Below are 17007 nucleotides of genomic sequence, written 5' to 3' on the forward strand. Positions count from 1 at the left end.
ATCATCGACTAGTTCTATAACTCACGCTCATCAGGATATATTTCTTGTCGTCTGTTACAGATACAAACGCTGTACCTCCCTGCAAGTCAAATACTATCCCATCGCCAAAAACTTGAGCATAGCTCCCCTTCGTCGGACTCATAATTGACGAAGATAATATTTCTTCCACATATACCTTTGACCAAGACTGTGAAAGATTTGAACCACAATTAGTTTCATCTCTCAATCCAGTAAGATAGGAGTCAAGCTGCTCTCTAAACGTTTTTGTTTTAATAAACCCTCTAAATTTAACCCCATCCTTTTCAGATATGTTAGATATTTCACTCGCAATAAGATCAAAATGGGAATTATCAAGGGGAGCAATCAGAATTTCTGTCGTGCTTTCTGAAAAATAAAGCTTCACCTTGTCGAATTTGGATTTTGCTAAGTCATCAACTGAGATCAATTGATTATCAAGTACCGGAACCAAAGAGGAGCGATATTTAACAGTCTTTAGGTTAGAGTAACGGCCAAATGAACCTTCAGGCTTAAGCCAATCGCCACCACCAATTGATTCAGAACTGAGCTCTGACAAAACCTTACACATCCTATTCAACTTGGCATCATCAGATGACCAACTCAGAGAGCACAGAGAAATCAAAGCTAGAACAAGAGCGCCTAAATATCTCTTTTTCATAACTTAGTTACTCCTGTCTCAACAACATCATAAACAGCTTCATAGACCTTTATTTTCCCCTCTGAAGTGTTTGTCCTATCATAAACAATATCTCGCATCTGCTGTTTAAGCTGTTTTCCAGGGTCAAACTTCCCTCCACCAGGGAAATATTTCCACTGTAAATCACCATATTGTTTTGCAACAGTTTTAAGATGTTTCGTTGCCCAAGAAGACCTTAACCCTCTCATTGCCTCTTGGGTCATTGCTCCCAGCTCCAAATTGTTAGATGGGTTATTTTCTAATAAGAAGCGGTAAGAGTCTATATTCTTCCTGTCTATGTACCCTATCGAAACAAGCACCGCAAGGAGAGGGGCATTATCTTTATGATCCTCATTTTTACGAATCCACTTACTTAGAAGCTTTGCGTCTCGAGCAAAATCATCATCTAGTTCGTTAGCCAAATTTGCCAAGCCTGCGACCTCACCAACACCAATCGAAAAGTTGGCTTTTTGAAAACCAGACTGATCTAGTGATGCATCACCACTCTGCCCAATCCATGAACACCTTAAACTATTGCTCTTCAGGTTCTCTTTCAATCTACGAAGTTTTTGATCGACTCTATAATTTCATAACATCTAATCCCTTCAAGCTTATAAGCTTTATCTGTACAGACAACCTCGGAAATTAAATTCTGCTCAATAGACAAAAGCCAACCAGGTGAATCAACATAAATTACATTTTTATCTTTATGAATTATCGAACTAGATTTTTTCAACCATAACCCATCTAATTGCTTCTCGAGCTTCACCAAGTAAATGGAAGGCCTCAATAAAATTTCCTTATGAGAAACGCAAAATTCATCCAAAAATGCATTAATCTTCACATTTTTAAGCTGCTCTCCGCCAGCTATCACTGTAGAAAAATACACCTCTTGCCCACACAGTAATGGTGACAGTGCTTCGTTAACCCAACTAGGAATAGAGCGATCCCCCTCAAATCTAAACTGTGAAATAGAATTCACCTTAATTAATAATATTCGATCATCTGGAGATCTGGCACGCATTTCCTGCGAAAAAAACTAACTGAGACTAAGGATAAAAATGATATTAAATAAAAAATTTTCATTCTCTGCCTCGCCCTACTGATCTCTGCGCCTAACCCAAAGTTCAATATTACCTGCTTCATCACCAGTAAGTGTTCTCACAGTTATTCTCCCAGATCTTGCTTCCAATACTTTTATAATACCCGACGGGGTCCGTAAATAATTTGGCTTTTGATTGCTAATAATGTTGTGGTGATCTCCCGGACCGAGATTTTCATTCAACCTATTTTGAGTTCTATATGAACGACCTATATCTCTTCGTGAATATAAGGGATGGGTATGAGCAATTGCTATCATCGGGTCTGAGCTAGAGACATTTCCGTCGACCTGATCACCATCAGAGCTGAGCACTGTTGATATATATGGCTCTCCATCTGAATCTAGTCTATAAACCAGTAATTCCTCACCACTCCGATACGGCAAGCTGCGTAAATCATTTATAGCTTTTAAGTCAGCAATCCCATCAGAAACTACATCTTCACCAAAATATGCAACATGGTGGCCGTCTATTTCTGTCCAACCGTACCCACTCTTTTGTTTCGCCAGTGGAGTTCTTGAATTTTTCGCTCCGACAGACAAACTATCGCCACTCTGGCCAGAAGAGTTGTTCCGACGCGAACCCGTCGCTATCTCCGCTACAACCCCAATGCAATCAAAGAGTTAAAGAGCACTCGCACCAAGGCGAACACCAGATTATCAGGTCACAACCCCCAAGGCACTTCTTCGCTTGATTATCCGCGAGCTGCTGGAAGGCAGATTGTGAAGTATGAGGCCCGGCGCTAGACACGTACCGGATAATAATAAAAGCCCCGGCAGATTGCTCTACCGGGGCTTTCTTTCGGTTCAGTAAGATTACTATTTGAAGAAAGCCCAAGTCTTTCCTTTTTTCCGGTATATCTCTGTGCACCGGATATCCCGAGTGTGTTTCATATCTCCCTATCTGCGTGTATCTTGAATAGCACTCACAGAATTAATATACAAAACCGAGTTATATACATAGATATACCAATGAGTATATCTCGTTAGATAAAGCTGTTCACCACAAGAGACACTATCGGCAACTCCCTCAATAACTTCAAATTTTCCACTATTTATTAACTGCCGACTTATCGTCTCTGGCATCCCATCCGCAACTATCTCTAACTGCGGTCCACTGACAACCAAGTATTTTAGCTCACCTTTATCTATTGCATTATTCGCTTCTACAACAGGGTCTTTCAAAAGATATTTACGCAGTATCTCAGCTTCTTTACACGAAGAATTTTTGTCGTACGTCTTTGATTGAGACAAACTATACAACCTATCCATATCCTCATTTAAGTGAGAAATAAACTCTTTTTTATCAAATTGATTTACCACTTCGTCACTCTGAGCAAAAACAGAACTTAAGACCAAGATTACACTAAAAAAAATTTTATTAATCATTGTTTATTGCTTATATGCATTAGCTAGTCGCGATAAGTCACTTGCTTTAACGTGGCGACCTTCGCTGTAACTCATTATGGAATTTGTGGGGTTCGGCTGATGTCTGAACCCTAGGTAGTGCCCAAATTCATGTGCTGGGGTTGTCGGGTAGCGCCAAAACTTATCCTTTGAGTACCTAATCACAAATACACCATCAGGTGCACCAGTAGCTATGCCAGGCGGCCCCTGAAATCTCATTCCTTGAGTAACATAATATACGGCACCACCTTCTTTGAAATCTAGCTTCATTGTATATTGATGACCACTCTCATCCACCCTAGTAACATTCCACCCTTTAGATATCCGCTCCAAAGTTTCAACAAAAACTGATTCAGGCTCATTTGGATTCAAAAGGCTTACTGGGTCGACATTTAATTCGATTAGGGTACGATTTTCTTTTGTCTCAACCCGTATATGTTCCGCAACTATACTGTTCCACTCTACCTCATTGGAGATTTCAGGTGGCTCGGAAAATGTATCACCTTCAGAAGATTTACCACTCTACCCATTACCGTTTTATCAATCGTTTTTGACTACCACCATTGATGAAGCTATATCTACCAGCATTTTTTGTGCTTTGTTAAGCCACTTTGGGTTAATTTCTTTACTGTTGGTAATAAAATCAGCCTGCACTTGAATATAGATATTCTCAGTTAATGGGAATACGTAATCAGTAGAATTCAGGTTACCCGTAAGCTTATATGAGATCCATTTGGCACCGTTAATGGTTTCGTAGACACATTGAGATGGAAGGTCAACCCCCGAATTACTTATCCTTTCCATCAATAACATCTCTAAGTCTGCATCATTGAAGATGCTGCCTTCAAAACTTGATGGAACCTTCCTCACTCTCACCTTTATATTCAATGCCCCCTGAACCCCTTGTAATAGTCCGCCACTAAAATCCCAATACTTCTTAATGGCAGTTATTGATTGGGCACCAACATCCAGCCTTTCATCAGTCAAGTTTACAAACTGTAGCGATTCTGTGGTAGGAAAGTCTTTACTTTCATTTGGTGGCAGCTTGATATGAAAGCTCTGCCTTCCAATTTTTACATTGGATTCATTCCAATTAGAGCTTTCGGCCATCACGGCTCCGCTAACTAAAGTTAAATACGCCATAAATAATTTTAAAATATTGGACACTCTGATGCTCCTTTCACTATTTTCATATTTATCCTTAGTGTAAGGTAACGTATGCGGGCTATTTTGTGATCCACCATAAGCTACATTATCTAGTTGCCCTAGTGAACCAAGAATCCTTATTGGATTCAGCTTGTTTAATCCACCGATACTTGGCACTGGGTCGTAAGGGCGGTCTTAATAACCTAAGTTTGTAACGCCAGTGTTTCTCAATATCCCACTGGTTGGCCACCTATTATTACCACCTGAGTGGAAAGCAACTCTCAGGTTAGAAAGGTTACCACCGTTATATCTCACCGCTTCAGAGAAAATTATCCCGCCTTGACTGTGGGCGACCCAGCTAACCCCCTTACCCCTAGATTGGATATTGCCTAAGACAGCTGAAAACTGTTTAGCTACATCAGTTGTCCAGCCAATTTTATCTCTGAAAGATTCCCATCCGTCTGCGAGCAGATCTCCAGTCGGATTGTGAAACAGTGTAAATTCAGTCACCCCTTTACCAAAAGCGTGTTGAACATGAGCACCCATTAATTCTGTCGCATAATCAAGCTCGTTAAGCATCCCATTGATAGCAGCGTATTCAGTATCCACTTGGCTTACCTGTCCAGTGCGTTCCCAAGACTCACGCTCTGAGTTCCATTGAACATGATACAAGCCGGGAGCCTCCCCCATTGCACTACCACTCTGCCCAGAAGAGTTGTTCCGACGCGAACCCGCCGCTATTTTCGCTACAACCCCAATGCAATCAAAGACTTAAAGAGCACTCGCGCCAAGGCGAACCCCAGATTAACAGGTCACAACCCCCAAGGCACTTTTTCGCTTAACTTTGCCGCACCGCCGACGATACCGGCCGCTGCAAGCAGCTAAAGCGAAGGGGCGCTTGCCCCCCTCCTGGTTGCCAGCTAAAACGGCGGTGCGGATTCGCCGAAGCTGCTACGGCAGGTTGAACAGGTAGCCCTACTGCCCAAGGCCAAGCAGAAGTTTGTCAGTGAGATGCTAGAGACTGTGATTCAGCAGGCTAGTCACTGACACACTCCGCCAGATATGACAAAGCCCCGGCAGATTACTCTGCCGGGGCTTTGTGGGATAAAAATACAAGATGGGATCAAACCAACAGCTAATCGCTATTAGGCCAAGTCAAGATAGCATTAACGCTATTCACTCCAGAAAGAAGGTCGCTTAAGCCAGGGGTGATATTCACATACAACCACGACTCACATGATTTTCCGAGCACCTTTTTATCAAGACTAATAAACGATGTTTCAGCATGTTTCTTAAACTCTTCATCCACAACATCAGGGTCAATCTTATTGACATTGGAAAACAGCTTAGTTAAACAGCTCTCTAACGAACCATCCTCGCGATTAACAGGGCACAAAAACCCTTCAGCCTCCTCTGACAAGCAGGCAGTACCACCAACCTGATTAAAATAGACAACGCCAGTTTTTTCCAAAATTATCAGAGCGCAACCGGCCATATCCCATAGAGATACCCTCCTAGTTACATCGCCCATAGACTGTGACTCCTATTCTAAAATGATGCAGGAGGATGCAAAAACACATCAAGAGCAATCCCTTAAGATGCTGCCCCTCTTACAAATTTTGCATCTGATGAAAAAGTTGCAACTCGCAACGCATCCCCAGTTCCAAAGATAAGCTTATCCATTGCCCCAACACTTCTGGTTGTTTGCATAGACATTACTCGGGCAGATGGAAGGTTTGGAATGAGGGAGGTTTGAGACAAGACTGCTGCCGCAGCCAAAATCGTAGATTCATTTCCATCCCTGGCAACAGAAGAAACAAGCTCGCTAAAAGCCGCCTGAGTCACCAACATATGTTTATCGCCAATTGCAGCATAAATAGCTACGGCAACTTCAGCGTTTCCTGACGAAAGTGCCCTCAGTGTCCCTGTATCTAAATTGACAGCTCCTCTAGCGCTTCGAATTGCTTCAAGTGCTCCAGCCTCCTCTAGCACGCCCCCCGCATCTAATCTCCCTTGAAGAGGTCTTGTTCCATCACCCATCTGGGTTGGAAATATCGCTGCTACTACGTCAGCGCCAACAGGGGTTCCAAAAAGCGCTTGGCCAATGCGCCCTAAAATTCCCCTAGCTGCTGCACCCGCTGCACTATCAGTCGCAGTTAGTGCCAAACCAGCAGAAGCAACCCCACCAATACTTGCTTGATTGGTTTCTCCTTTACCACTCTGCCCAGTTAATCTAGTCGCTCTTCATCAACTTGTAGAGATAATTTGACTGTTTCTTCGTGATCTATGGTAACAGTTCTTCCAGAAACGACTACGTACTTTCTTGGATGCCATACCTCGACTAGATATTCTCCGCGACGTTCAACAGTAAATAAAAAACGACCCTTATTATCAGACACAGCTTTCTCAATCTCCTTGAAGGATGGATATGAAAGATCATTTTTTTAGATAATGAAACTCTCAATCCGTTCAGCGGGCTCCCACTGGTTGAAGAAACCTGCCCTTCGATGACATATGATTTCGCATTTACCGAGGCACAGGACGCAATAAGCCATAAAGTAAAAAAGGATAATTCTATCTTAAGTACACAATTAATCATTGATCGCATTTCTAAAAATGCTATTCCTTAGATAACTCAAAATAGATATATAATCTTTCCCCTTTGTAGCTATTCGTCCCGACAGATGGAGTATTAAATTTATATTTCATCAATGTCTTCAGTGCGACTCGATCCATGACCTTTGCAGGATAAGATTCTTCTACCTGCCATTCACTAGCTCTTCCTGCGTCATTAACCTTGAAAGAAAGGACCGTGCAAGCACGCCGAAGGCTCCCCTTTAGTACATCATAATTAGGAACTATTGGTGGTGCATATTCGACAAACTTTTGAGTTTTAGCAAACTCGCTCTTTAACTGAGAGTACCTACATGGATCACTCAATACACAGCTACTTGATAGAAATAAAAAACACCAAAAAAATATTTTTATACAGTAATTATTCAATGATATCATTTTCTTTCCAATACGAGCGGCGTGCAGGTAAATCATAATATAATCTATACGGGTTTTCGAAATTTCTTACTGTCCAAATCTCGCTACTACCATTAGCCCCTATGACATGGCCGATCTCATGAGAAAGAAGGCTTCCTAAAGTCGCACTACTATTGCCATCTCCATTGAGGTGATATTTCTTCATCACATTCAAATGACCTTTCACATCAGTGTGGTAATAGATAACATTTTCAACCACTTCAAAAATGTTATCCACTCCTAAGGTCAAAGCTAATTTTATCCTAGTGCCCGAAGTCCTAATTTTATCCCCAACTGGAGAATCCAATATCGACTGTAAAGCAGCTCTGGTTTCAGCAGGCATTGGGGAAGGAATCTCATTTGATAGAGAAATCTCTTTGCTATGCTCAAAATAAAGGTCGACTTCGTCAAGCTTTTGTGCATATGCTATTAGGTGTCATGCTTAGCGCTATTTTTTATGGATTGAAATGACCATTGAAAAATAACGAACACACAAGCAGAGCTAAACCCAACAAAATCCCAACTTAAATTGAAACTACTATGGGTAAAATTGTTCCTATATAAGATCACACAGCTTGCTGCCAAAATATAAACACAAGTATGGAATATAAATTTCTCAAACACCAACTCCCAAAATATTCTTTTAGAGCTGTAAGTAAACCACATGCCATATAAAAATATCGATATCAGAAGAGGCAATAAAATAACATAAAGGGTTTGGACTATTTTAGTTATCTCATCAGGACTCATTATTGGACTATCAAATAAAAACGCATGAATCTCCAAAGAAATTGGAACCACTGACCAAACAAAAAGTACCCCCAATATGATACTAATAAAAATCAAACGAAAATGATAAAACTTAGCGATAAGTATCATATGCAGGGAATCCAGCTGAATTAGGGATATAATTTGAAACTCGTGTTGCAGAGATAGTGTCGGGACTGGAGGTATACAATACTTGAGAGCCTGACATAACACGATACTGTCTAGTTATTTCTAATACCATTGGAGTTGTATTAGAAAGCCCCTGAAAATCAATAGCTTTAACACCTCCAAGCAGCCCGAAATACACTTGACCATGCCAATTTGATACATTAGCTGTGTATGTCGTAGTTTGCACTTGAAGAAATAAATTCTCCGTGGCGCCACTAGTAGCCGCTGTACCACCGGCACCACCTGATAAGGCTTTACTAAGCCCAAGCAATTGGCCACCTCGCATAACAGCAAGTCCCTTAAACGAACCCCAAATAAAATTTTCAACAATATCTAAGCTCTTCCACTCTGATACAGAAACTGTTAGAGAGTTTGGGTCAACGTAGGATACTGTTCCTCCTTTTCCAGGAAACGTAGCAACCCTGTACGGAGGTGAAGGTTTAATAAACCCCTTTTGTGCACCATCATCTGAACTAGTAACAGCACCTCCTTCAGGCCGAGACTGATTAGTAGTGGTATTCCCTGCATCGCCACTCTGCCCACTTACACCACCAGTAGAAGATACACCTGTATTCCCCCGACTAGCCAATCCCATCAAATCCGAGGTCACGCTCGCAGCCGCCGCACTTGAAGCACCCCCCAGTGCAGTCGAGCCCATCTGAACCGTATAACCATTTGAGGTCTGTGTAACTTTCGCTGTTCGGGTCAGCCGGCTGCCGGTCTGTTGATACTCAACCTCTACCGCTTGCGCCTCAATGCTTTCCTCTTCGTCAACCTCATCAGCCATCTCATAACCCGAAGGATCGGTCCCTGCCAGCGGGTTATTCATAATATAACTGTAGGGATTCAAGCTCTGGCTATTGCCAGGACTCTGGATCACCGGATCAACACTCAAGAAACGCCCAAGGTTATAATCATAGGCCCGTCCATTCATATGGATCAATGCCACATCGTCCAGATGCTCGTGATCCGTAAAGCCCCGGGTACTGTAGACACTTTCCAGGATCGCAGCATCTTTATCGAGGATATTGCCCTGTCGCGGCTTTCCAAAGGGATCGAAGCTGTGGCTTTCTTTTAGGTTGCCGGTTTCATCGCCCACGGCAACAGCGGAGCCCAGCCGATCACGATGGCTGAAGCCAATCTTGTGGATGATCTCACTACCTTTCTCAGTAGTAGTGAGTACGGCAATATCACCGATAAAGTGGCGGTACTGGGTTTCACCGCCTCCTGTAATTTTTTCGAACAGCTTGCCGATATACAGGGTGGTCTTGCCGCTGGTTTGATTTACCTGCTTGTAGCGCATCTGGTCAGCGCCGTAGTAGAAGTACAGGTTGGCGCCGTTGCGGTTGATGCGGGTGGGCTTGTTAAAGGCGTTGTACCAGATCTGCTGCGCACCATTTTCATGGGTGCGGTTGCCGTTCTGGTCGTAGCCGTAGGTCTTGGTGCCGCCGTTGATCAGGCTCACGCTCTTCACTGCACTGGGGCCGCCATTGCTGCCGCCGGTGTAGCTGTAGCTGCTGGCAAAGTCGTCTTTTTTCAGCAGGTTGCCGATAGCATCGTAGTCGTAATCGATACTGGGGCCATCGGTGCGGGTGCTGTAGTCCAGGCGGTTTAAGGCATCGTAGTAGTGATTCTCTACATTGAGTGCCGGAGTTTTTGAGGGCAGCTGCACTACCTGCTCGGACAAGTTGCCGAAGCTGTCGTAGCGGTAGGCAATACCCTGGTGGTTTTGTACCAAGTTATCAAAAGTAGTGCCGGCCATCTGCCCGGTTTCTGCATGGAAGCTGCGGCCGATGGTGTAATTGCCGGCGGCGACATTGGCAAACTCCCATTCGCCCCAGGCATCCATCTGGGTGATTTCCCGGTAAGTATAACCACTGGCGGCATTGCTGGTGCGGAATTGGTAGCCGGCATTGTTATAGCCGTATTGGAGGGTGAGCCCGGAGGGATAGCTGAGCCCTTTTAGGCGGCCATAGTTGCTGTCGAAGTGATTGACCGTCACAAAGTCTTCACCATCGATGGCAGTAGTGACTTTGTAGGGGCGGCTCAGGGCGTCGTAGCTATAGCTGCGCGCATAGTTGGCATCGCTGCGGCTCTCCTGCGCGGGCAGGCCTTTGCCGTTGGCGGCGCTGTCGTAAGTCCAGCTGGCTTCCTCGGTGCCGTTGACACTGCGGCTGTCCATGCGGCCGAGGCGGTCGTAGGTAAAGCTGGTGATATCCAGGTTGCCGTCTATCTCGGTTTCCACTTCACCAAAGCCGGTATAGGTAAACGATTTGGAACCCATATTGGGATCGTCCACCCATTCCTTCTGGCCAAGGGCGTTGTACTTGGCAGTGATGCGATTGCCGCTGGCATCCTGCAATACGATGGGATTGCCGGCACCGTCGTAGGCATAGCGGGTAGTGCCGCTTAGGGCATCAATGGTTTCAGTCAGTTGCTGCAGGCCGTTGTAGGTGCGACTCATCAGGCGGCCATTCACCTGAATACTGGTAGTAAATCCACTGGCCTGTTCGTGGGTGTAGGTCACATCCAGTTGTTGGCCGTTGGTCTGGTTTACCGTCTTGCGCAAGGCGCGTCCGAAGGTGTCGTAATCCGGGTAGCGAGTGCCATAACTTGTGCCGCTGCTGGCGTAGTGCGGTACCGATTCGAAGGTGGTCTGGCCCAGTGCGTTATAGGTAACGGTTCGTGCAATCCAGTCGCTACCGTCGAAGGCTTGAATTTCTGTACGGATTACACGGCCGAGCTGATCGTAATAGGTAATTCGTTCCGGCATACCAGCCTGCTGCTGGACGGTTTTAAATAACGCATCCGACGCACGACTACAGCCGGAATTACACCACTGTAAAGCGGTAAAGAGATCCGGTGCGGCCTTAAGTCCAAGTACAGAGGGCGCCGTCACCTTAATAGCACGGCCAAAGGCGTCGTAACTGTAACCAGTAGTCAAACCATTGGCATCAGTGACCGAATCCGGCTGACCGAACTTGGCATTGGTCTCGGTGGTGACCGTGTGACCCAGGGCATTTTTAACCGTTTTGGGGAAGTATCCATCGGCGCTAAAGGCGGTGGTCTCCACTACCCGGGTTTGCGCCTCCCCTTCTGCTGACGTGGTGACCTTGGTGAGCAGACCGTGACTGTTGTAAACGGTATCCACCTGAGTCCATTTACCATTAGACGGTGTGGTTTTTACCTGCTTGGGTTTACGGACGTTGCTATCCCACTGCAGGAAGTCCACCACTACGGATTGTTGCTCATCCGTATTTGCAGCGATAGAAACTCCATTGCGGCTTTGAATGGATTTTTTGGTGACTGTCTGCTTCGAAGGTTTATTGATCCACCAGTTGGTCTCATCCGCAGCCGTATACTGGGTATCCGTGGTGGATACGACAATATGAGAACTATTGGCTTCCTCATAGCGGTTTTCCGCTGATAGTACATTGCCCCAGGCATCAAAGCTGGTGGTTTGGTTCTGGGTGTACAAATGTGTACGGCTATTGCCAGATTTTTCTAGCGTGCGGTAAGTCGAACTCTGTTCTTTAGGGCCAACAAAATAGGGGTCATTGGCGGAGACGCTCCACGAATCCGTGAGGGCGTCCACCTCTACGGGGGATGAGTGGCCGCCCTTGGGCCAGAACTGCCATTCAAAACTGGACTCCTTAAAGGCATTGACGCTGCTGCTATCGGCAGTACGATCTCCCAGCGCCCATTGACGCTGCTTATGCAGTTTGCCCGACAGGGGGAATATCTGGTGGAAGTCAGACTGGGATTCTATATCCGCAGCCAGGTCTTCCTCAATAATGGTGTGGAAGCCCTGGAAACCACGGCCATTGTTGTTAAATACAGCCCCCTTGTAACGATACTGCTTTTTATTCAAGCCACCAACACCATTGGACTGACGATGCTCTGCCACCACATACATGCTGGAGGTAAACTCGAAGTGATCTTCCTGTACTGAGGATGGCAGGTTATCCAAGTAGCCACCACGCTCATAGAAGGGTTTTGTACTGGAATGGTAGCGGTCATCACGGGAAGACAAGGGGCGATAGTGCCATTCATCCCTAAACCCAAGTCCGTTTTCTATAGAAGCCAGCATATCCAGTGGCTCATAGCGCTCAGAGCCCGTTGCAGCGCCTTTATTCCGATTGATATACAACCCCGCAGATTTTCCAGACATCGCACCCGTAACATTACGGATAGTGCAATCGGTCATCGTAGTTCTACAACCGTAAGCAAATACTAAGTCGCTAAGTCCGTTGCCAAAACCGTCTACTACCACCGTTTCCACAGCAGATCCCACCAATGGGGTATTCAGCATTTGCACTGAGAAGTTTCCGCTCGCATCCTCCACAAACTTCATAGCTTTATATTGGAAAACACTATCATCGAAGAATTCAGTATTCAGCGATGCCCAGGAAAAAGCCCCATCTGGCTGCTGGTCGACCGGGTCATACAATTCTGTGCCACAACGCTCCTCTTGGTCACCATCGTCAATAATTGTATGACAGGCCTCAGCAAGATAATTTCCTGGCACCAAGATTTCAGCGCGTCCATCCGCGTCATAATCGAACTGCCTAAAACTGTGAGAATAGCGGGGATATTGCAAGAATGTGATGTCCCCCTTAAACTCTCCAAGCGGTAATTGACGAGTTTCAATATCTGCCCCTGCCACAGGCTGCCAATCTGTAAAGGTGCCATCTCCCTTGTTCACAGCAACCATAAAAAGTGAGGATTGCCAGCTGAGCCAGTCAATAAGACCATCACCATTTACATCCATAAAGTAATGAAAGTGACTCTGCTGGAAGGGAGCATCGCCAGCATTAGATAACAGCGCTTTTTGTTCAAAGGCCAAACTTCCTACAGAGCTCGGCTTGGCTAAAAAAACTATTTTGGGAGTTGGTTGATCTGTAGCGAGTTGACTTTCAGCATCAATATAAAGATCAACCTCAATAAAGTCCTCGGAGCCGTTTCCATCGACATCACCAATAAATTGCACTTCACTGGTTCTAAATTCACCTATCGGCGCGCCAGCATTGAAAGTTTCAAAATCGTAAACTCTGACAGGCGCGGTAGAAAATGGCCTGCTGACTTCTCCAGAATGCAAGTACAATTGCAAGTATCCCGAACCATCGAGGCTACCGCGCTCTACAATAACATCTGGCCAGTTATCTCCATTAAAATCCCCAAAACTGCGGATTAACTCTACATCGGTTAAATCGAAGGAAATATCTGTGCTCAGCCAAGATCTGTTGCCATTACTATTTTCATAACTGATTTGTAGTTTTCCAGAATTTATTTGCCACATATCAGTTTTGCCATCCCGATCGAAATCTGAAATCAGGCAATACATCCTATGAGTCAGTGGGTTACTGCTACAAAAATCACCCGCATACTCTTCAGAGCTTCTAAATACACCTTCAGCATCATGTCGCCAAAGTGGCCAATCAACAACACCATCTCCATCGACATCACCTCTTGAGTTTAAGGACAATACTCGATTTAAGTGCTGTAATTGTGGCGACAAACTACCACTACTATTCAAATACCCCACTTTTTCAAGGGTAAAAGTGGGAGAATTCTCATTCCAGCCTAAAGTGCTGGCGGGAAAGCACTCTCCACTTGAATTACACTCTTCAATTTTATTTAGCAGGCTGCGAGCAGAGGCATCACTTAGATGATAAGAAAAGTGATAACTTCTAATAACACTACTGGAAATACGGGTATCAATACTTATTAGACGCTGAGTTGAACGCGTAAGTCCACCTGCGAGATACATCGAAGATATATCAGGGCGAGCTTCATATTCAAAATGAACCCTTCTATCTCCCTGTGAATCCCCCTCCCCAGAGTAATAGATATCCGTTAATAGGTGCTCACCATGAGAAAAATTAGAATATTCATAGTGAATTGAATTAGAAATAATAGTACGGTCTTCTACCTTGGCTAAAGCCCAGCTGTAAATCTGGCTTTTACCACCGTGAGAGTGACGAGAATCTGAGGTTGAGCCGTAATAGGCTATCCGGCCATTCTTATACTCCACCTTAAAGTAAGTTGAAGCACCATTGATATCACCGGTTTGTGTAATTCTGGCAAAAGTATCTATCAACGACCGATAGGTAGCTCCAGACTGGCCATAAACTCCGGATACTGCGATTAAACGTTCACCATCCAAACACAGCTTATCACTATCTGAATCGTAATTTACAACCCCCTTTACCCCGTCAATTGCCAGAGATTCAGGGCACCTAGAAATTTTTGAGGTCGCATTAATAGACCACCCAACCCCAAGAAGGTTGTTGCCTGCTCGGCTGCTAAAGTTAACGCTCACACTTGGCTGTATTTCATTACGACCAGGTGGGAGTTGAATTGGAATATTGTATGACGCAGCTCCTCCGGAAACAGAGCCACTACCCTCCATTGTGCCAACCCCAGCATTATGAGTCTTGGGGCTTGCTTCAATATAGGCGCTATCAAGTGGTGTAATACCTTCAACCAAGCCTTGAGCCCATTCTGGATCACTTGGATTAGTACTGCCAATAACCTCTACTCCATTAGAAGTAGTCCAAGCTCCCTGACTATTTGCCAATGTTGCACGTACTCGATATTGATAAGTCCCGCCAAGAGAGACGGAAATAAATTGAGTAAGGTTTGACCCTTTGTAAATTGTTGCCCAGCTGCCAGACTCAAACCGCTCCTCAAGTTCATAGCTATCAGCACCATCAACTGCACTCCAGTCAATTGAAAAGCTATTACCAGAAACCTCTGAGGGAACCAAAAGCTGCTCTACACCACGAATAACAACAACGGTGGATGTTCTAAAGCCACTCAGCAAGCCACCCTTTATACCGGCTACCCGATATGAATATTCCCCGGTAAGTAAACCGGAGAGATCACAAGCTGTCCCAACGATCCTGCAAGTCTCTACCCAAGCACCATTTCCCTTGCTTTGCTCTAGTATATATTCATCAGCTCCAGGCACTTCTCCCCAGGAAATTTTCAATTTCCCCGCAGACTTATCTACCTCTGTGATAGTGATACTTGCGGGGATAATGGAGACCACAGCACTTGCAGAGGTTCTCCAAGCTCCAACACTTCCACCTAGCTTGGCTCGAACCCGGTACTTATAGCTACCCGAAGTACTTAATGTCAGCTCTCTTGAGGTTTCTTGTAAATTCGCGAGGGTCGACCAACTACCGCCATTAACCTGCTGTTGAAGCTCATAATCACTGGCTGCAGCTACTGCCGCCCACTCCACTGCGAATTTTCCATCATTATCTTCTGACGGCACAGTAATTGATTCAGGAGTTAGAATAACGACTTTACTACCCGAGTTGCGGTATTCACTATGTATGCCTTCAATAACAGTTGCTACTCGATATGCATAAGTAGCTGTTTGCAACCCTGATACGGTATGGGAGTTATCAGAACCTGTATCCAGACTCACCCAGCTACCGCCATTTTTTTGCTGCTCGAGAATATAGTTGTTAGCTCCGGAGACATTATCCCAGCTAATCGAGAAACTACCATCGGTATCAACTCCCGAGGGAAATGTTATGGATCCCGGCCGCACACTGACATAAAAGCCCCCGGAATATCGCCAGGCACTATACTTACCTGCAAGCTTTGCCCTTACGGCATATTGGTATTTTCCGGTAACTTTTCCAGAGAGGGTGATTTCTGTAGCACTCCCCGTGTATATTGTTTTATAACTATCGTTATTGAGCTTTTCTCGCAGCTCATACTCTTCAACACCACTAACAGATTGCCAGCTGATGCTATAGACTCCATTGTTATCGCTTGCAGGTGTTGCGATTGATGATGGCCGGAAAATAACAGTAACGGTCTTTATACCTGTCCAACTACCACAAGAAATTGCACTAGAAAATGCACTGTCATTACAAGCTCTGGCCCGATACTGGTAAATACCATTATCACGCCCACTGATGTTTACTGATTTACTTGATGAGTTGCTGACACGGGCCCAACCACCATTATTCTTTTTCTCTTGTAACTCGTACCTGTCTACAGAACCAGAAGCGTTGCTCCACGAAATTTGGTAGGAACCCTCTTGTACCGAGGTAGGTGCAGTAAAACCACCGGGCACACCCGGTGAAAGTAAAACTTCTGTAGTGGTGGTCCCCAGGGTAACAATTCCCGTAGAGGAGGAATCAGGCTGGCCTGGCTCCGGTAAAGGCTGAGGAAGCCCTCCATCGCCAATAGTGCTATGCGCAGCAATCGAGTATTTCCAAATTCCATCAGATCGACCCGAAACAGTTACGGAGGTTTGGGTCGGCCCTACCGGCCCTACTGACGTTGTTCCCAGAAATACACCATTCTTGTACTCTCGTACAACTGGATCCTCATGACCAAGCGGCAAAATCCAACTGACAGTAAATTGCCCATCCTTATCAATTGATGGCGATGTAACTGCATTTGCATTAACCGAAAAAAATGAAATGGCTAAAAGGATTCCCACTAGAAGCTTCATAACTCCGCCAAGACCCAATATAAATAAAATTATTTAATCGGCATTCTAAGGAAATGTTCACTTGAAGCAACTTAAAATAAATAACGAACCATCTAAAAACCTGCCTATTGTGCATTTCATATATAAGCTAGAGTTAAACTTTTGCAAGATATAAAGATGAGCCTAACCACAGAAATCAATTAAAATACATATCATCAGAAAACATGAATAACT

At 44.8% G+C, this 17007-nt stretch carries 11 protein-coding genes; all 11 read right to left on the reverse strand.

Annotated features, from left to right (window positions below; genetic code table 11):
• Position 1 precedes the first annotated feature (1 nt).
• The 11 genes from ACJJIM_RS12660 to ACJJIM_RS12710 all read right to left on the reverse strand — a co-directional run bounded on the left by ACJJIM_RS12660 (position 2) and on the right by ACJJIM_RS12710 (position 16794).
• Positions 2-676, reverse strand: a complete 675-nt coding sequence (locus tag ACJJIM_RS12660; RefSeq protein WP_413662601.1) for a hypothetical protein — start codon at positions 674-676, stop codon at positions 2-4.
• Positions 673-1251 carry a hypothetical protein gene (locus ACJJIM_RS12665; protein ID WP_444911143.1) on the reverse strand — a complete coding sequence of 193 codons (579 nt, stop codon included), beginning with the start codon at positions 1249-1251 and terminating at the stop codon, positions 673-675. The genes ACJJIM_RS12660 and ACJJIM_RS12665 overlap by 4 nt, the downstream gene beginning before the upstream one ends.
• Positions 1248-1676, reverse strand: a complete 429-nt coding sequence (locus tag ACJJIM_RS12670; protein WP_413662603.1) for a hypothetical protein — start codon at positions 1674-1676, stop codon at positions 1248-1250. The genes ACJJIM_RS12665 and ACJJIM_RS12670 overlap by 4 nt, the downstream gene beginning before the upstream one ends.
• 117 nt (positions 1677-1793) lie before the next feature.
• A complete protein-coding gene (locus ACJJIM_RS12675) occupies positions 1794-2336 on the reverse strand; it encodes a hypothetical protein (RefSeq protein WP_413662604.1) in 543 nt (180 codons plus the stop codon).
• Between the two features lie 357 nt (positions 2337-2693).
• A complete protein-coding gene (locus tag ACJJIM_RS12680) occupies positions 2694-3182 on the reverse strand; it encodes a hypothetical protein (RefSeq protein ID WP_413662605.1) in 489 nt (162 codons plus the stop codon).
• A 558-nt stretch (positions 3183-3740) separates the two neighbouring features.
• Positions 3741-4367 (reverse strand): hypothetical protein, encoded by a 627-nt coding sequence (locus ACJJIM_RS12685; RefSeq protein WP_413662606.1) that lies wholly within the window; start codon positions 4365-4367, stop codon positions 3741-3743.
• A gap of 174 nt (positions 4368-4541) precedes the next feature.
• Entirely contained in the window at positions 4542-4955 is a 414-nt protein-coding gene (locus tag ACJJIM_RS12690) for a hypothetical protein (protein WP_413662607.1), read from the reverse strand.
• 526 nt (positions 4956-5481) lie between these two features.
• Positions 5482-5877, reverse strand: coding sequence for a DUF6210 family protein (locus ACJJIM_RS12695; RefSeq protein ID WP_413662608.1), 396 nt, complete (start codon positions 5875-5877; stop codon positions 5482-5484).
• 62 nt (positions 5878-5939) lie between these two features.
• Positions 5940-6338, reverse strand: a complete 399-nt coding sequence (locus tag ACJJIM_RS12700) for a DUF1308 domain-containing protein (RefSeq protein WP_444911144.1) — start codon at positions 6336-6338, stop codon at positions 5940-5942.
• 1003 nt (positions 6339-7341) lie between these two features.
• Entirely contained in the window at positions 7342-7719 is a 378-nt protein-coding gene (locus tag ACJJIM_RS12705) for a hypothetical protein (protein ID WP_413662611.1), read from the reverse strand.
• A gap of 519 nt (positions 7720-8238) precedes the next feature.
• Entirely contained in the window at positions 8239-16794 is an 8556-nt protein-coding gene (locus tag ACJJIM_RS12710) for an RHS repeat-associated core domain-containing protein (protein ID WP_444911145.1), read from the reverse strand.
• Positions 16795-17007 lie beyond the last annotated feature (213 nt).

Source organism: Microbulbifer maximicatervae (SeqCode) (assembly GCF_052467615.1).